General features: G+C 41.5%; 17 protein-coding genes. 9 read left to right on the forward strand and 8 right to left on the reverse strand.

Going from position 1 to position 18431, the window contains the following annotated elements; translation table 11 throughout:
• Positions 1 to 22: 22 nt before the first annotated feature.
• On the reverse strand, positions 23 to 1006 hold the full coding sequence (locus tag LC653_RS19225) for a coiled-coil domain-containing protein (protein ID WP_229496192.1): 984 nt from the start codon (positions 1004 to 1006) through the stop codon (positions 23 to 25).
• A gap of 903 nt (positions 1007 to 1909) precedes the next feature.
• Between LC653_RS19225 and LC653_RS19230 the strand changes: the two genes are divergently transcribed.
• From LC653_RS19230 to LC653_RS19250, 5 genes are all read left to right on the forward strand, one after another.
• Positions 1910 to 2659 carry a winged helix-turn-helix domain-containing protein gene (locus tag LC653_RS19230; RefSeq protein ID WP_229496194.1) on the forward strand — a complete coding sequence of 250 codons (750 nt, stop codon included), beginning with the start codon at positions 1910 to 1912 and terminating at the stop codon, positions 2657 to 2659.
• Between the two features lie 53 nt (positions 2660 to 2712).
• Complete coding sequence (locus LC653_RS19235) at positions 2713 to 4029, forward strand: sensor histidine kinase (protein ID WP_229496196.1); 1317 nt, start codon at positions 2713 to 2715, stop codon at positions 4027 to 4029.
• Between the two features lie 29 nt (positions 4030 to 4058).
• Positions 4059 to 4727, forward strand: a complete 669-nt coding sequence (phoU, locus tag LC653_RS19240; protein WP_229496198.1) for a phosphate signaling complex protein PhoU — start codon at positions 4059 to 4061, stop codon at positions 4725 to 4727.
• 1056 nt (positions 4728 to 5783) lie between these two features.
• Positions 5784 to 6413, forward strand: coding sequence for a Crp/Fnr family transcriptional regulator (locus LC653_RS19245; RefSeq protein WP_229496200.1), 630 nt, complete (start codon positions 5784 to 5786; stop codon positions 6411 to 6413).
• A 127-nt stretch (positions 6414 to 6540) separates the two neighbouring features.
• Positions 6541 to 8205, forward strand: a complete 1665-nt coding sequence (locus LC653_RS19250; RefSeq protein WP_229496202.1) for an iron uptake porin — start codon at positions 6541 to 6543, stop codon at positions 8203 to 8205.
• 104 nt (positions 8206 to 8309) lie between these two features.
• Here the strand turns inward: LC653_RS19250 and LC653_RS19255 are convergent, their stop codons facing one another.
• A complete protein-coding gene (locus LC653_RS19255) occupies positions 8310 to 8570 on the reverse strand; it encodes a hypothetical protein (protein ID WP_196528148.1) in 261 nt (86 codons plus the stop codon).
• 428 nt (positions 8571 to 8998) lie between these two features.
• Here LC653_RS19255 and LC653_RS19260 point away from each other — a divergent pair, with 428 nt between their 5' ends.
• From LC653_RS19260 to LC653_RS19275, 4 genes are all read left to right on the forward strand, one after another.
• Positions 8999 to 9601, forward strand: a complete 603-nt coding sequence (locus LC653_RS19260) for a DUF3318 domain-containing protein (RefSeq protein ID WP_229496204.1) — start codon at positions 8999 to 9001, stop codon at positions 9599 to 9601.
• Positions 9602 to 9712: 111 nt separating this feature from the next.
• The gene (locus LC653_RS19265; protein WP_229496206.1) at positions 9713 to 11257 is read left to right on the forward strand and encodes a hypothetical protein; all 1545 of its coding nucleotides are present in this window, start codon (positions 9713 to 9715) and stop codon (positions 11255 to 11257) included.
• Positions 11258 to 11398: 141 nt separating this feature from the next.
• Positions 11399 to 11569, forward strand: a complete 171-nt coding sequence (locus LC653_RS19270; protein ID WP_229496208.1) for a hypothetical protein — start codon at positions 11399 to 11401, stop codon at positions 11567 to 11569.
• Positions 11570 to 11785: 216 nt separating this feature from the next.
• On the forward strand, positions 11786 to 11977 hold the full coding sequence (locus LC653_RS19275; RefSeq protein ID WP_118167650.1) for a hypothetical protein: 192 nt from the start codon (positions 11786 to 11788) through the stop codon (positions 11975 to 11977).
• Positions 11978 to 12191: 214 nt separating this feature from the next.
• Here the strand turns inward: LC653_RS19275 and LC653_RS19280 are convergent, their stop codons facing one another.
• The 6 genes from LC653_RS19280 to fabF form a co-directional block, all read right to left on the reverse strand.
• Complete coding sequence (locus tag LC653_RS19280) at positions 12192 to 12584, reverse strand: hypothetical protein (RefSeq protein ID WP_229496210.1); 393 nt, start codon at positions 12582 to 12584, stop codon at positions 12192 to 12194.
• 355 nt (positions 12585 to 12939) lie between these two features.
• Entirely contained in the window at positions 12940 to 13260 is a 321-nt protein-coding gene (locus LC653_RS46850) for a hypothetical protein (RefSeq protein WP_308189103.1), read from the reverse strand.
• Positions 13261 to 13287: 27 nt separating this feature from the next.
• Positions 13288 to 14289 carry an ATP-binding protein gene (locus LC653_RS19290; RefSeq protein WP_229460625.1) on the reverse strand — a complete coding sequence of 334 codons (1002 nt, stop codon included), beginning with the start codon at positions 14287 to 14289 and terminating at the stop codon, positions 13288 to 13290.
• Between the two features lie 159 nt (positions 14290 to 14448).
• Entirely contained in the window at positions 14449 to 14724 is a 276-nt protein-coding gene (locus LC653_RS19295) for a hypothetical protein (RefSeq protein ID WP_229496212.1), read from the reverse strand.
• Positions 14725 to 14845: 121 nt separating this feature from the next.
• Complete coding sequence (gene tkt, locus LC653_RS19300; RefSeq protein ID WP_229496214.1) at positions 14846 to 16873, reverse strand: transketolase; 2028 nt, start codon at positions 16871 to 16873, stop codon at positions 14846 to 14848.
• Between the two features lie 306 nt (positions 16874 to 17179).
• Positions 17180 to 18430, reverse strand: coding sequence for a beta-ketoacyl-ACP synthase II (fabF, locus tag LC653_RS19305; protein ID WP_229496216.1), 1251 nt, complete (start codon positions 18428 to 18430; stop codon positions 17180 to 17182).
• Between the last annotated feature and the right edge of the window lies 1 nt (position 18431).

Consider the following 18431-nt stretch of genomic DNA (forward strand, 5'->3'; position numbering starts at 1 on the left):
TTAAGACGCAACAAACTCATAACTATTTAGGATTAGAACTACCAAAAGCCCTCATAGCTAAGTCTTGTGCTTGTTTTAATGCAGTTTGCAATTGAGCAGAAATCCCTTCTATTTGCTCAGACTGTTTCTTAATTGTTTCTTCCAGAGATTGAATTTTTTGTTCATAACTCTGTTTGTTAGATTCCCATTCTTTTTCAAATAAATCAGCTTCAACTTTAGCTTTTTGGCTTGTTTCTTTAATTGCTTCTTCCCTAGCTTTCTTAATGGCTTCTTCCAGCTCATTAGGAAATTTAGTTACCTTTTGTTCATAATCTGCAAAGAGTGGTTGACGTTCAGCCGATATCTTTTCTCGTTCTGCCCAATCTTTCTCTTTCTTTTGAGAATTTTCTTGTATTTCCCTTTGTTGTTGACGCTTTATCGCTTCGTAGCTATCTGTATTTAGTTTACGATTAGTTTCTAACTTATACTGAGATTCTTCTTGTTCTTGCTGGCGATCTTTGGCTAATAAATCGTTATATGATTGGAGTTTATCTTCATATTCTGCTTGCTCTTTTTGCCATTCTTTCCGCCTGATTGTAATTTCTTTCTCTAGTGTTTCCCTTTTGCTGATAGTATCTTGTTCTAAGGTTTTTAATTTTTCTTGGTGTTCTTGACTTAAAATGTCTAGAGTATCCGCTACAACTCTGATTTGTTGAAGCTCTAGTAAGCGTTGAGTTTCAATTTCTATAGCTCGGTTTAATTCATCTAACTTGGAATTTTCCTGAGCTAGTTTTTCAGATAATCCATTGAGAATACTGCCAAACTCCAATTGTAAATCAGCTAAACCTTTGACAATACTATCAACCGTATATGCAGAAGCTGTTTGCAGAATTTCTTGACTTTTTGCCTTTTCTGCTTCCTCTTGTTTGGTTGCTATTTTAGATTCCAGCTTTTTTCTTTGAATAATAATTTGTTGAAATGCTTGCATTAGTTGTTGTTTGCTGTCCTTGACTCCAACTGTAGTCATCTTCCAACTCCCTTCAATAGGCAATGATTTATTGGGTAGCAAGCCATACCAATGACTACCCTATGCAGACATCAGAATAGCTTTTAAATCAACATTTTTAACGCAGTGTAAATACGGAAAGATCAGCAGAGGACACTTAAGTAGTACAAATTTTCCACATATATGTCCTTATGTTTTTCAGGTATGTAGCGTTTCTCAGTTGAGTCCAATACTGACCTACCTCTCCCTAACCCTCTCCTACGAGGAGAGGGAAACAGAAAAACTTTTGTCGCTGGAAGGGGAGTAAAATTCAAACCTAGAGAGAGGCCGGAGTGTATTACATACAAAGGAAAAGTGCTATAGTTTTCCCTTTGAGACTGTATAGTATTTTTGTACTAAAGTAAATATACCCAACTTAATCTGCTTTTGTCAAGACAATCCTTCATCTAAATTGCGTCACATAACTAGGAGTTACGCAAGAGTTACGGAATAACGAACCTTATTAGGCGCAGAGAAGCCAGTGCGCCCTTGCGGTTAAGAGACTTGTCCCTTGCGCGTCTCCCCGAATCCCATTCGTGAGAGGCTAGCGCCTGCCGTAGGATGCCCGAACGCGAACAGCGTCTCCTGTCTTGAGAAGGGCTGTAGGGAGAAGCAACTGGCGCGACACGGAGAAATAAGAGTTTGAGAGATATTTTGCGTAATTCCTAACAACAAAAGATGAAAATTTATTTTGCGATCGCCTGCTCCCTATTGTCCTATTGTTAAGAGTGATTTTTGATTTAGCAGGGTGCTGTGGCTTATGTTACTTTTTATAAAGAAAATCTAAAGAATCAACCCTAGTAGAAGCGTGGTTGCAGTAAGGCTAGATAATAGATTTAATCATCCTAATTGATACAAGCACAGTCCCAGACTTTTGTGATATCAATGTATACCACTGAATCGACCAAATACTCTGCTAGAACGGACATTGGACAAACCAGCCGAATTCTAGTAGTAGAAGATGAAGAATTAATCCAGGAAATGCTAGCTGTAGCCCTTGAAGAGGAAGGTTATGGGGTGACAACAGCACCCGATGGGCGGTCTGCTATAGAGTATCTCAAAAGTTTTGAAAATTCGGGGGAACTTCCCTTTGATTTGCTCATTCTTGATTTGATGCTGCCTCAAATCAATGGGCTAGATATTTGCCGTTTGCTGCGTCATCAAGGAAACCCAGTACCAATTTTAATGCTGAGTGCTAAAGGTAGTGAAACTGACCGCGTGCTGGGGTTAGAGGTGGGAGCAGATGACTACCTGACCAAACCCTTTAGTATGCGCGAGTTAGTGGCTCGTTGTCGTGCTCTACTCCGCCGCCAACGCCTAAGTAATTTACCACAAGTACCAGTATTAAAATTCAAGGATATCACCTTGAATCCCCAAGAATGCCGCGTGCTAGTTCGTGGTCTAGAGGTGAATCTTTCCCCCAAAGAGTTCCGCTTGCTGGAACTGTTTATGAGTTACGCCCGCAGGGTATGGTCACGCGAACAATTGCTAGATCAGGTTTGGGGGCCAGATTTCGTTGGCGATAGTAAAACTGTAGACGTTCACATTCGGTGGTTGCGGGAAAAATTAGAGCAAGACCCCAGTCATCCCGAATATATTGTGACTGTACGAGGTTTTGGCTATAGGTTTGGATAATTAGTTTGGATAGTTGTTAGTTTTTAGTAGTCACCAAGAAACTAACAACTCAAATGCTTTTATTGGGATTTTTTCTGGGTTTAGCGGTAGGCATTGGGTTTTGGGTTTGGCAACAGGTTCAACTTAACCGTTACCTGGGGCGCTTACTCCGACCGTTAACCTCGCATTCTTACAAGATGGGACTGCTGCTGATTCCTGGGTTACGGCAGGAAATAGCGATGGTGAAGCAGAACCGGCAAGATTTGCAGCAGTCATTGCAAACTTACCAAGACCTGCTAGATTTTGCACCAGTGGCATATTTGCAGGTGGATGAGGAAAATCAACTGCTGTGGTGCAATCAACAGGCGCAGGAAATTTTGTATCTGCACTGGCAACCAGAACAGGTACGCTTGTTACTGGAGTTGGTAAGGTCTTATGAACTTGACCATTTAATTGAGCAAACTCGTGATTTGCAAAAACCACAGACAGGAGAATGGATATTTCATCCATCTTGTGATGATGCGGCAGAGATGGCAACAATAAAATCTTTGGCTTTGCGGGCATCTAGCTTGCCTTTACCCAATGGACAAGTGGGAGTCTTTTTAGAAAATCGTCAACCCCTATTAGATATAAATCAAGTACGCGATCGCTATTTTTCTGATTTAGCACACGAACTCAGAACGCCACTAACTTCGATTCGCTTGGTTGCGGAAACTTTACAAACCCGTTTGGAACCACCTTTAAATCGCTGGGTTAACCGCCTAATGCAAGAAGTTGACCGACTGATTAACTTGGTGCAAAGCTGGCTAGACCTCACCCAAATGGAAGCAAACCCAAACGTGCAATTGCAAGCCAAACCTGTAGAATTGCGATCGCTAATTACATCCGTTTGGGAAACACTAGAACCCTTAGCAGGGCGCCAACATCTATCTCTTTCTTATTCTGGCCCAGAAAATCTTTGGATTAAAGCAGATCAAGCCCGTATTTACCAAGTTTTTCTCAACTTGCTAGACAATAGCATTAAGTACAGTCTTCCTGGTACAAGTATTCACGTTGAAGCGAAAATCTTATCAACAAAGGATAATGATGCTGCTTCTCCAATTCTGGAAATAAATCTTATTGATTCTGGAATCGGGTTTTCTGAGGCAGATTTACCCCACGTTTTTGAGCGATTTTATCGAGGAGATAAAGCGCGAACCCATTCTTCACAAGATGGTAACTCCATAGGGGCGATCGTTGGCAATGGATTAGGATTAGCGATCGTTGAGCAAATTATTCTCGCCCACGGTGGTTCAATCAAAGCTATGAACCATCCAGAAACTGGTGGTGCGTGGATGCAACTCCAATTTTGTGAAGTTATGGCAAACTCCTTAAGCCAAGACTATAGTTAATAATAATCTTCACCTTTGAGACAACAAGTGTGAAAGCTATCGATTACAGTCCTAATCCTCAAAGACCCGAACTCGCACGCGCCATTAGGCGCTTAGAACGGGATGTCTTACGCATGGGTGCTTTGGTAGAACAATCATTTCGCCTCAGCCACCAAGCGTTATTTGCTCGTAACTTAACAGCAGCTGAGGAACTTCCCCGATTAGATAAAAAGATCGATCGCTTTTATAGACAAATCGAATCAGACTGTACGGCGATTATGACGCTGCAAGCGCCTACGGCTCAAGATTTGCGCTGCTTGAGTGCCTTTATGCAGCTGGTGCGCGACTTAGAGCGCATTGGCGATTATGCTGAGGATTTAGCTGAGATTGCAATTAAAATTTTTCCTTACGCGCCTCATTCGTCAATGCCCGACATTGAAATTATGTCCCTTCACGCGCAGTCGATGCTAGCAACTAGTTTGAAGGCTTTGGGAGATTTCGATGAAGCCGGTGGACGCCGTTTAAAGCACCTAGATGATACTGTAGACGATGCCTATGATCGCGTTTATCAGACTTTAGCCCAACAACGCGATGTACCTGGTGTAGTCGAGCCTATTGTACTGCTAGCATTGGCAATTCGTTGTCTGGAACGCATGGCAGATCATGCCACTAATATCGGTCAAAGGGTAGCATATATTGTCACCGGTCAACGCTCTTAATTGACGGTTCATCAGTCCACAGGCTTTAGCCACTACCTCTACAAACAAAGGCTGACGACTCAAGCGAATTAGTTAAATGCTCTAGGAGCGCAGATTTTTTAAAATTGATTCGCTACGAATTTATAAAATCCTATAACAGGTCATTTATAAAGTAAAAATAAAACTGTAGGGTGTGTTAAGTGCATGTTTTGATATGATTTGTCACAAAAAACATGATATGAACACCTAATGCACCATGTTATACCAATTCACTAAAACCCTGATACATATAGATTTTTCGTAGGGGCTTGTCTTTGCCCATTGGTGTCAACTTAACGTGAAAGCGGAGTCTGATAAGCATTTCAAAATTTTTCGATGTACTACCTAGATTTTCGATCCCCCCTAACCCCCCTTAAAAAGGGGGAACTAGAGTCTTTTGCCCCCAATTTATCGGGGTTGGGGGATCTAAAACCACGGTAAATTGAGGGTTTTAGCTTAAGTTGACACCTATGGGCAATGCCATGCCTCTACCAGCATATTTGTATCATTATTAAAGTGAAATGGTATTACATAGGGGTGCGTTAGGCTAAAGCCGTAACACACCCCAATACTGCTCGGGTTTTAGTGCATAGTCATTGAAGATCCCCCTTAGTCCCCCTTAAAAAGGGGGAAAATAAGCCCCCCTTTTTAAGGGGGGTTGGGGGGATCGACTCTTAACCGAGCAGTAGTGTAACCCACCCTACTCTCTTCATAATTATTTGTGCCTACGTATTTCCTGAATCTTAAGAAAATATTAAATACTTAAAAGTAAGTTAACTAAATATTTTACTAAAAGCTTACCTATTCTTAAACTTGCACAATTAAAGTAACAGATAAACAACTGAAAAATTCCGGTCTATCTTACTGATAAATACCTCGATGTATAAGTTGTTTCCATAAGAAAATTTTGAGTTAGTCTCTAGCTCTAATTGAGAAGAATACACTGACAAGTCTATAGGTAAATTTTAATACAAATTATTAGAGTTTCTTAATGATTGTAAATAGCGAGATTCCCTGATAATTATGTAGTTACGGTTAATGATGTATTCCACAACTCCTACTTCAAACTTTTCTGTCCTGTCAAATAGCTCTGCTTTGGGCGGACAATTACCCCAGCATATATTTACCCGTAGGGAAGTAATTCCGTTTCAAAATGATGTACTTTGGCGGATTGAGCAAGGTGCAGTTCGTACCTTAACGTGGAGTGAGGATGGAACATTTATCACTCTCGGCTATTGGGGACTAGGGGATCTGATTGGCTATCCTTTGTCTAGGGTCAAGCCCTACCAGATTGAATGTCTCACAGGCGTGGAAATAAGCATTGTGCCACCTCATTTGTGGCATCAAGATATTAATGCTTTGTTGTCTCATATTCAACAGGCAGAAAATCTACTAAGCATTGTGCATCGAAAACCAATTTCGCTACGCTTATGGCAGTTTTTAGTGTGGTTAAGTGAAAAATTTGGACGTGATATAGAGAAGGGCAAGCTAATTGATTTAAATGTTACCCATCAAGATATTGCTGAAGTGTTAAATACCACGCGAGTAACAGTTACCCGACTCCTACAACAGTTGGAGGAAGAAGGAACAGTTTTACGTCATAAACGCCGCATTATTTTGCGGTTACAAAATAAATTAATTCAAAATTATAGTTCAGCACTATATTAAAGGACTTGTATTTATCACAGTATAAAGGTATTATCATGACTGTAATTGTGTGTAAAATTCCTGAAATTAAAGTGTTTTAAGCATTTTATCATGACTGGATTATGTAGGTGTGAGTGAGAGTAATAACATGACAAAACGATTCTGGAATCTTTGTAAGGTTAGTCCGGTTGTTTTAGCTGCTGCATTTTTCGCTGCGAATAGCGCTGTAGCTGCTGAAGTCAACGATCAAGTAACAAATGTTGCCGAGTTATCTGAGGCTCAAGACTCTAACAGCATGAGCCAGGTAACATCAGTTTCGCAATTTTCGGATGTGCAACCTACAGATTGGGCATTCCAAGCTTTACAATCTCTAGTTGAGCGCTACGGCTGTATTGCAGGTTATCCCAACAGTACCTATCGTGGTAACCGTGCTTTGACCCGTTATGAATTTGCCGCAGGTTTGAATGCCTGTTTAGATCGGGTTAACGAACTGATTGCTACAGCTACTGCCGATTTAGTCACTAAACAAGACCTGGCTACTTTACAGCGCTTACGAGAAGAATTTTCTGCTGAACTAGCAACCCTGCGCGGTCGCGTGGATGGACTAGAAGCCCGCACTGCTGAGTTGGAAGCTAATCAGTTCTCCACTACTACCAAGTTGGTTGGAGAAGCAATTTTCAATGTGTCTCAGCCTTTTGGTGAACAAAGAGCTGATACAGATACTAACCCTGACAATAACCCCGACCTAGACAGCAATACCACTTTTGATAACCGCATTCGTTTGAACTTGTACAGCAGTTTCACTGGTAAAGACCAGTTGCAAATCCGTCTGAATGCTGGGAATATCTTCAATAATAGTACTGTGACTGGTACTAACATGACTCGGTTGGGGTATGACGGTAATACTAACAACAGCGTTAGCATAGATAAAATCAACTATGCTTTCAACTTGACTGACGCGGTGCGTGTCAAAGTTGATGCTAGTGGTGGTGAGTTCTACGAAAACGTTAATACATTCAACCCTGACTTTGCTAGCTCTGGTAGAGGTGCTCTCTCTCGTTTTGGACGTTTCAGCCCCATATATCGTCAAGGTCAAGGTGGCGCTGGTTTGACAGTTAGTTTCAATCCTACCGGCCCTATCAGCTTGACTGGTGGTTATCTAGCACCCTCCACTAATAATGGTGCTTTTGGCGCTAATAATCCCAACAATAATAACGGACTGTTGAATGGTGATAACACCATCTTCGGTCAGTTATCTTTCCAACCCAGCAAAGCTTTTAATATTGGTCTAACCTATGCCCGCACTTACCTGGCTGGCAATAGTACCAACAGCCTCTTCCAAGGTACAGGTAGCGCTTTTGCAAATAATCCCTTTGGCAGTACTAATACTAGTAATACTCGTATTGAATCCAACAACTACGGTGTAGAAGCTACCTTCCAACTTAGCTCTGCGTTGGCTATTAGTGGTTGGGGAGGTTACACAACTGCTGATACTAGGACTGGTGCTAATGCAGATGCAGATATTTGGTACTGGGCTGGCTCACTTGCTTTGAAAGACTTTGGTGGAGAAGGCAACGTCTTAGGTGTTATCTTTGGTCAACCACCCAAAGTTACTGATGGTAGCGTAAAAGATGTCGCCACCAATGTTGACCGAGACGATGATACATCTTATCACTTAGAGGGTCTTTACAAGTTCAAGCTTTCCGATAATATTCAGGTAACTCCTGGCGTATTGGTAATCTTCAATCCAGAACATAACGACGCTAATGATACCATCTATGTAGGTACTCTACGTACTACCTTCAGCTTCTAAAATTGGTGATGAAATTTGACTCCTGAATTCTGTTTCGATGAAGCTGAGAATTAGATAAACAAAACCCCACGTAAATGTGGGGTTTTGTTTAGGAAGAAAATGAGCTATGTAGGATTATAATCTGGCTGATTGGATATGTCTTTTGGGGGGCGATCGCTACTCCAAGCCCACCACACAGAGCCACAGTGACAGTAGTAAAACTCTTGCCATTTGCGACGACGGTCTTCTGTAAGTACAGGCGATCGCCGATTTAGCCAAACTTTTTCAGCTTCTCGGCTACTTGAGTGGCAATTAGGACAGCAAAATTCATAGGCATGTATTGCCTTATTCGTCCATTCAGGCGGAAGGGTAGCAAAAGCGTCCATGTTGTTACAAGTGTAGTAGCAATGGTTATCCAAAACTTTGAGGTTTTGAATTTAGCGGCAAACGGATACGATAAAATCCCGCCACACTATCAAACTGCTTAAGAGGATGTTTGAAAAGTCCTCTTGTCGGTATCAAAACGTTTTAGATCCTCCTAAATCCCCCGATAAATTGGGGGACTTTGATTCCGGTTCCCCCCTTTTTAAGGGGGGTTAGGGGGGATCGATAAGTGCCTAAAATCACAGCCAAATACTTTTCAAACATGCTCTAATCAATATTCTTATGGCTTGATTTGAATCTATTCACTTTCTCGCCATTTACCAATAAAACAACCATTTAGAAAGACTGCGAGAGCATCTCACAAATCAAAGGTTAACATGAATGACAACTAAAATAGTTACCATGCACATTATGGCTAATAATTAAATTTATGGAGCCAAATGTTGAAATTCGTCGTTTGTTAGATGTGATGCCTGCCTCTGGTCGGATGACGACAAAAATCGTTAGTAAGCCGGAGCAAGCAAAAGTGATTGACGCCTCCTTTCCCCAACCCTGGAATCAGGCGCGACCGATATATATTAATTTCGATTTGTGGCGTCGCCTGACAAAACCGCAACGAGACTTGCTGCTGTTGCAGATGGTTAGCTGGTTGACGGGGGTGAAGTGGTTTAAACCCGACATTTATCAAGGTGTGGTGCTGGCGGGGCTGTTAGGCGGATTATTAGAAGCAGCACAGTCAGATGTGGTGGGTGTAGCCGTAGCTGGGGGATTAAGTGCGATCGCTGCTTTTCGGATTTGGCGCACTAATAAATCTCTTGAGTCAGAGTTAAATGCCGATGCAGCAGCAATTCGTATAGCACAACGGCGTGGTTATTCAGAAGCTGAAGCAGCGCAGCATCTGTTATCTGGAATTGAAGCGGTAGCCAAAATTGAAGGGCGTTCCAGTTTAAATTTTACCGAGTTGATTCGTTGCCAAAACTTACGAGCGATCGCGGGTTTATCACCAGTAGGTATGCCAGAAAGTTATAAGTAGAAATCAGGAAGAATCCATTCGTCTGAATAGTTAAAGAATCAGGATAATATTTTGATGAATAAGTTTTCTCTCAGATTGTGATAGCATTTTTAGAAAGATTTTTAACTAACAATGCTAAACAAAAAACTCATCAAATATACTTCGAGATTACCTTTTCATTCTCCTTGGTTTATTATCATTATTTTTTCTGTTCTTGGTTTAATAGGTATTCTCAACCATTCCATGTGGCGAGATGAACTAAATCCCTGGCTCATTGTCAGAGATAGTGAATCTTTAGGGGATTTAATTGCAAATATTCGTTATGAAGGTCATCCTCTTCTATGGTATTTTTCTCTGGAACTTCTGAGAAGAATAGTCGATAATCCGATTATTATGCAAATTTTTCATTTGGCAATTACTGTTGTTTCGGTTACTCTTTTTTGCCTATATAGTCCTTTTAGCTATCAACAAAAGTTTCTTTTTTCCTTTGGTTTCTTTCCTTTTTACGAATATCTTTTAATTTCTCGAAACTATGCCTTTAGTATGTTGTTTATTTTTGCATTCTGTACAGTTTTTTCATCCAGAAAAATAACTTATACTTATTTGGCAATTTTATTGGGTTTAGTAGCAAATAGTAGTGCTTATGGTTTATTGGTATCATTCTCTTTATCATTGACTTTGCTAGCTGAATTTTGTTTTGATAGTGAACATCGCCAGCAGTATTTTAGTCAAAGCCAAAAATACGACTTATTTTTAAGTCTTGTAATTATCACATTTTCTTTTATTTTATCCATTTATATTATTACTCCTCCGACAGATAGTTATCTTCATGGTGGGTTAAATAATGGTTGGGTAATACAATTAGATATCCGTCATTTCTTCAGAAGCATAGGTAGAATATTTGGTGGTTATTTATTAATTATTCCTCAACACAAAAGATGGCTTGATTTAATTATTTGTGCGATAATTGCTCTCTCCATTGTAATTTTAACCTTGATTAAATTATCTAAAAAGCCAGTTACATTGTTTTTCTACATTATAGGTAATTCTGTAATATTTGCCTTTACATACTTCAGATTTACAGGTATGCCTCGGCATTTTGGACATTTCTATTTAGTTCTGATAGCGGCTTTATGGCTGGAAAGTTATTATCAAGACTCTATGGTTATACTCAATAAGTTTTCTGTTCGTCCAAATTCAATTATATTTGTTCAAAAATGGCATCATGTCGCTTTGATGCTAATTCTTTATGTCCAGTTTTTGGGAGGTATTTCTAGTTTTTCAAGAGATTTAGTTGTACCATTTTCTGCCAGTCGGGAAACAGTTCAATATATTCAAAAAGCTGGGTTAGATAATGAGTTTATTGTTGCCAGTCGAGATGCAAATATGGCTCCTTTATCGGGTTATCTCAATCGAAAGTTTTACTATCCTGAGATTCAAAAAATGGGAAGCTTTACCCTATTTAAAAACGGTCGTAAAGGTGTCGAACAAGCTGAGATATTAAGCCAAATTAATTCTCTACTCAAAAATCAAGATGAGCAAAAGAAAATTTTGCTGATTTTAAATAGTAAGCTGAATGTCAACCGCAATGATTTGAAAATTGTTCCAATCAAAGATTTTCAGAGAGGCTGGGTGGATAGTGAACGATATTATCTTTATTGGGTAGATGAAGCATAAGGATAGTGCGCCGAATTTTGCAGTTATCAGGCAGATTGGAGTCAATTTTCGAGGTAAAGAGAATTACAAAATTTCATTCAGAAATATGGGATAGACTTTTTTGTACTGAAGCAATCAGCATTTACACCTGAATATATCGCTATGAATCTTTGGTTTATCCAGTGGCAATCGATAGCAAAAGATATCTCTTTAAAGCTACAACAGGGAACTAATCCTGCTCTCTTAGGCATTTTACAGCGCTGTTTTGTCTTAGAAACTAAAGGCTTGATTGTTCTACAAGCAACATGTATCGCCCAAACACCCCATAAATAAGGCTTTTACGCCCTTTGAGTTAGCTTACCACCAGTGATAACTAGCTGCGATGCGTAAGGCTAATCTACACTGGAATAAGAGAATGTGTGTTTAACTAACTTAGATGTTCGAGGCTAAGGAGTTTAGTCATACCTTCTTGGTATTGGTTATGATGTGCTTACCTCGTTTGGTAAAACTTAACTTAAATTCTGTCAGTTACTAACGGAGTTGATAGCAATGGGTAACTTTATTATTTTTGCCTTGATAGTAGTTTACGGAGGCGGCGTTTGGAAGTTTTGGAATGGGTTTGGACGGACTAATTTTAATCCAACTTTGACCAATCGCATTGGTTTATCTTTGCTATGGCCAGCTTTGTTTATTACAAATCAATCCTATCGTCGAAACTTTAGAAAGGCGTTGAAGGGCTAGAGTTTACTATTAAGTTTAAAGTCATCTGAACCTGATGGTGGCATATATCCCAATATAAATCTAACCCACCAACCCCCTTTCCCTACTAGGGAAAGGGGGTTGTGTTTGCTCATCCAAAAAGGAGAGGAATTAGGGGAGGGATAAGTTCGTAGTTTTTACAAGTGCAACCCGTTAGCAGTTGGGAAGTATTTTAGCTGATGAATTTACGAATTATTTATTTGGTTAGTAGATGGATTGCTGCACCTACAGCTGCACCATCAACAGCATTCCCAAGGGTATCTTTGCCATCGCCAGTAATTACGCCAGTCACTGCGCTAGCGCCTGCACCGACTCCGATATCTTGAACAACGCTGCGGTTACGGCGATTGTTTCTTAGACCATTTGCACCATTGACAGCCGCACCAGTGACACCACCTTTAACAGCATTGTCTAATACACGACCATTTCCTCTAACTGCTCCGGTTACTACATTGGTAACAGCCCCAATACCTGCATCTCTTAATACTCGGTCATCAGCCGCAGCTGGTTTAGCAGGAATTATAGTGACACCAGCTAAACTTGCAGCCATGAGGCTGGGTAGAAGTGTGCGTTTTAGGATATTATTCATTGTGTTACCTTCTCAAAACATCAAACAATTGGATAAATCTAAAGTTACTGGAGTCAGAGAAAATCATATTTTTTCAATTGGACAACAGCAACTATCTATTGTTTGAGGACATATACATAATCCCATTTATAAAGTCATAACTGCATCACCTGAAAGCATGAATATAAATTAAGCCTTGAGAAGGGCTTGCTGATTTCTTAGGCGATACTAGAGATTACACATTGACAAAATAAACTAAAGATGCATTGTATATTTTTAGGTATGAAAGTTTGATTTTTTCAGTACTAGCAAGCGATTTCTGATGATAAATCGCGTACTGTTTACCCTATCTATCTAAAGATAGTTGACAAAATAATTAAACTAACTCGTCGGGGTTAATATTTAATTCTCTTAGTTTAGCAGCCAAGCGTTGCGATCGCGCTTCTGTTTGGTGCGATCGCTCCCATCCTGTTGGTAGCAAATTACCCTGATTATCCCACCAGCGCAACCATGTAATTTGCCAATCGAATATTAAGGATTCAACCGAACCTTTGAGTTTACTTCCATGTCCTTGGCGATTACCCAGATTAACGACTGTTATAGGATTCTTTTTTCCTCCTCCTGGTGGCGATGCAGCACGTCCTTCTGTTGTCAGCCTAAGCTGGATATGCGGAAAACCCTGAGAACCTTCAACCATTTATTTCTCCGACACCAAAATTTAATACTAAAAAACTTTGATTTCTGCGATCGCTTCTTCTAAGTGTTCCTGAATCACTAGCTCCTCTCGCTCAAGGATTGCTCTTTTAGCTGCATCTTGTGCAACCCTTACAGCTTGAGCCGCAGAAAAATCTCTCATCTGCTCAATGATCCTTGGCCAGTTGATAGATCCCACTTCAATTGCAGATAGTGTTTCCTTTAGTATAAATTCTAGCTCCTGTTCTCCGGGTTTGGGTACTGCGATCAAATCATCAAATCTTCTCCAAAGAGCAGTATCCAGAGATTTATTCAAATTCGTTGCTGCTACTAAAAGCCCTGAAGAGGGTTGATACTCATCCAAAATTTGAAGAAATGTATTGACTACTCGCTTAATTTCTCCTACTTCTTGAGAGTCTTCTCGTGTCTTAGCAATTGAGTCACATTCATCAAGAAACAATAAACATGGACTTTTTGAGGCATCCTCAAATACAAGTCTTAAATTGCTGGCAGTTTCGCCTAAAAAAGACGACACCATTGCATCAAACCGAACTTTCAGGAGTGGTAATCCTGTATTCCAAGCTAAACGTTCTGCTCCTAGCGTCTTTCCACAGCCAGGAGGCCCATATAGAAGAATTTTTTGTCTGTAACGCAATCCATGATGAGCAAGCCTATCTCTTGCCGCATATTCGCGTTCAATTCGGCAGAAACGTTTCTCAATATTTATTGGCAACACCATGTGATGCCGCAAATGATCCCTTGGTATGATAGTTACTAGAGGAAGATTAAATCGCTTACTGGTTGATAATTCAGTTAATGTCTGTAAGTTTTCTGGTACTGAAGAAGCAGGTTTGCTGATGTTAGTAGGCTTCTCTTTCTGGCTTTTTTTAGTGATATTCTCTAACTGGTCAGCTAAGAGAGTATGTCCCTTACTGCGTTCTTCCTCAATCACTAGGTATGTGAGCTTATCAATCGCGTCTTGATCTGAACTAGCGATCGCTCTAAAAAATCTCTTGAGAAGCTCTGCTTTCATACTGCCTCTCAGTATAAATAATAATTTTTGACTAATTCAGTACTATTGTACTATAAAAGTATAGTGCATTGTAGATCATAACGCGATCAGCTTGCCCCTAATCATTATATTAAGTTATATAAAGAAAACATAATTTTTCTACTTAGAAATTTACTATATCTAAACATAAAACATTGCTTTAAGGTCTATATCATCTTCCCCTTCGATCAATAACAAAGTCATCAGATGTCCCTCAACAAACCCTGTTAATCTGAAATCAGACATAGCTTTTAGTTCCTTTATAGAAACTTTCTCACAATAGTATTTAAATATCATTTGAATAGCTTTATCTTTATCTAAGTAATACTGATAGCTACTATCCTTTTGCATCAAATGTTCTACTATTTTTGTTATTCGAGCTAGAAGTTCTTTTTTCTCCCTCGAAAGTTCCTGCATAATTTCCTCCATTCATCAAATAATTACCTCAATTATAAACAATCTTTCTCAGCGCCCCTCTGCGAAAAAAAGGCGGGCCTTTCAGCCCACCCCACACTATTTTGAGAATATTCTGTTGCTATTAACCCAACAATTGTTTAGCCTTAGCTAATACATTATCAACGCTAAAGCCAAACTTCTCTAAACAAACATTACCTGGAGCTGAAGCACCAAAGCGATCGATACTAACAGTATCGCCTTCAGTACCCACGTATTTGTGCCAACCGAAACTGCTACCAGCTTCTACAGACAAACGCTTGGTGACAGCTTTCGGCAAAATGGACTCTTTATAAGCCGCATCCTGTGCTTCAAACAGTTCCCATGAAGGTAGCGAGACGACACGAACTTTCTTACCTTCGGCTGTAAGTTTTTCGGCTGCGCTGACGGCGAGGCTCAATTCTGAACCAGTACCAATCAGGATGATATCGGGTGTACCTTCGCTATCAACTACTGTGTATCCACCCTTCGCCACACCCTCAACCGATGTACCAGCCAAGTTGGGAACGTTTTGACGGGTGAACGCCAACAGAGACGGAGCGTTTTGCTTCGCTTTCTCGATCGCTATTTTATAAGCGCCAGAGGTTTCGTTACCGTCTGCGGGACGAAACACTAATAAATTAGGAATAGCTCGCAAGGAAGCCAGAGTTTCAATGGGTTGGTGTGTGGGGCCATCTTCACCTTGTCCAATGGAATCGTGAGTCATCACCCAAATCACCCCAGCTTGGGAAAGCGCGGATAAGCGGATGGCAGCACGCATATAATCTGTGAAGATCAAGAAGGTAGCACCGTAGGGAATTAATCCCGAACTGTGCAGCGCTATCCCATTACAGATTGCGCCCATACCATGTTCCCGTACACCAAAGTGGATGTTGGGATTTTCGTATTGCCCTTTTTGGAAGTCGCCTTTGCCCTTGACTTCGGTAAGGTTGGAGTGGGTCAAGTCAGCGGAACCACCAATCAATTCAGGTAAAACTGCCGCTAGTTTGTTGAGGGAGATTTCTGAGTGTTTGCGGGTGGGCTGTCCTTTGTCTTCTGGGGTGTAGGTGGGTAGTACTTTATCCCAACCATCAGGTAGTTTGCTGCTTATATAGCGTTCAAAGTCAGCCGCTTCTTGGGCATACTTAGCTTTGTAGTCCGCAAAAGTCTTGTTCCATTCGGTTTCGTAACCTGCGCCACGTTCTACTGCTTTGCGCGTGTGGTTGAGGGCTTCTTCTGGGACTACGAAAGGCTCGTATTCCCAACCCAAATTTTTCCGAGTCAATGCTACTTCGTCTCCACCAAGGGCAGCGCCGTGAACACCAGCGGTGTTTGCTTTATTGGGGGAACCATAACCGATGGTGGTTGTCACCTTGATGAAAGAAGGCTTATCGGTAACAGCTTTGGCTGCTTCAATGGCTTTGGCGATCGCTTCTAAATCGGTATTGCCATCTTTGACGTGTTGGACGTGCCAACCGTATGCTTCAAAGCGCTTAGAAACATCTTCGGTAAATGCTATATCTGTGGAACCATCGATAGAGATGTGGTTGTCGTCGTACAGAGCGATGAGTTTGCCTAATCCCAAGTGTCCTGCGTAAGAACAAGCTTCACCGGAAATTCCTTCCATGTTGCAACCGTCACCCACAATCACGTAGGTGTAATGGTCAACAATCTTGGTATCGGGTTTGTTGTATTTAGCGGCCAGGTGCGCTTCGGCGATCGCTAAACCAACTCCATTGGCAATTCCTTGACCCAAGGGGCCAGTTGTGACTTCCACGCCTGGGGTCATGAAGTTTTCGGGGTGTCCGGGGGTTTTGGATTCCCATTGACGGAATTGCTTGATATCTTCAATGGTGACGCTATCGTAGCCTGTCAGGTACAGTAGGGCGTACTGCAACATCGAGCCATGACCGGCTGATAAGACAAAGCGATCGCGGTTAAACCATTTGGGATTCTTGGGATTAAACTTCAAAAAGCGATCCCAGAGGACAAAAGCCATCGGAGCCGCACCCATTGGTAGTCCTGGGTGTCCCGATTTTGCTTTTTCTACGGCATCAATAGCCAAGAAGCGGATCGAGTTAATAGCCAGTTCTTCGACGGACAATTCTTTGGCGGATTGGGTTGCAACAGTCATAATCTCTTGTTTTTAACGACGGGTTAGCACTCTTCGTAGCTTCTCTTGTTGGGGTTATTTTAGATTCCCCACAGTATCCTCATCATCCCACTCCCGCTTGTCGATGGACAAGCGGGATCTCCTGAGTTTCTGGTGATAAATCAAGCTGATAATTGGGTCATGCTGAACGCTTAAGTTATATCGGAATGATATCTATGATACTTTGGGCAGGGGGCAGGGGGCAGGGGGCAGGGGGCAGGGGGCAAACGAGCAGAGTCGGATAAAACTACTGAATTCTGACTCCTGAATTCTGACTCCTGAATTCTTTTAAACGTATTTCTTAAAGGCCAGTGTGACATTATGACCGCCAAACCCAAAAGAATTGGATATTGCCACCTCAACTTTTTGAGCGCGGCTAAAGTTAGGCACGTAATCTAAGTCACACTCTGGATCGGGATTTTCTAGATTTATTGTCGGTGGAATTTGGTCATTAGCGATCGCCAGCACTGTTGCGACTGCTTCAATACCTCCAGAACCGCCCAATAAATGACCTGTCATCGATTTGGTGGAGCTAATTGCCACCTTATAGGCATGTTCTCCCAAAGCTTTTTTGATGGCTGAGGTTTCAGTTGAATCATTAGCTGGGGTACTAGTGCCGTGGGCATTAATATAGCTAATTTGTTCGGGAGTTATGTTGGCATCTTTGAGCGCTAGTTCTATTGCTCTAGCGGCTCCGAGTCCACCAGGGACAGGGGAAGTGATATGGTAAGCGTCACAGGTCATACCATAGCCGATCATTTCGGCATAAATGTGAGCGCCGCGACTGAGGGCGTGTTGCAGTTCTTCTAGAATTAAAATTCCTGAACCTTCACCCAAGACAAATCCATCGCGATCGCTATCAAAGGGACGGCAAGCTTTATGCGGATCGTCATTGCGAAAAGAGAGGGCTTTGCAAGCGGCAAACCCAGCCATCGATAATGGTGTCACAGCTGCCTCTGTTCCGCCGCAAATCATCGCCTGGGCATATCCCCCTTGAATTAAGCGAAAAGCATCGCCTACAGCGTTAGAGCCAGCAGCGCAGGCAGTTACTGGGCAGGAATTTGGCCCTTTAGCACCCGTGTGAATTGCCGTTAATCCTGCTGCCATATTGGCGATCATCATCGGTATCATGAATGGACTACAGCGATCGGGCCCACGGTTGAGGTAGATAGTTTGCTGGTCTTCTAATACCTTAATGCCACCAACGCCAGAACCGATCATGACACCTACCTGTTCTGCATTCAGTTCATTAATAACTAACTGCGCGTTAGCTAAAGCCTGTTTTGCTGCCGCAACCCCAAATTGGGCAAATCGATCCATGCGCTTGGCCTCTTTGCGCTCCAAGTAATCATGTGGATCGAAGTTTTTTACTTCACCAGCAAGGCGGCAATCATGGCGAGACGCATCAAAAAATGTGATGTAGTCAATGCCATTGCGTCCACTCAATAATCCATCCCAATATTCTGTTGCTGTGTTACCGATAGGTGTAATCGCGCCAACACCAGTTACAACAACGCGTTTACGTGTATAATCTGTCATG

This window comes from Nostoc mirabile CHAB5784, assembly GCF_020829645.1.
Lineage (GTDB): Bacteria > Cyanobacteriota > Cyanobacteriia > Cyanobacteriales > Nostocaceae > Nostoc > Nostoc mirabile.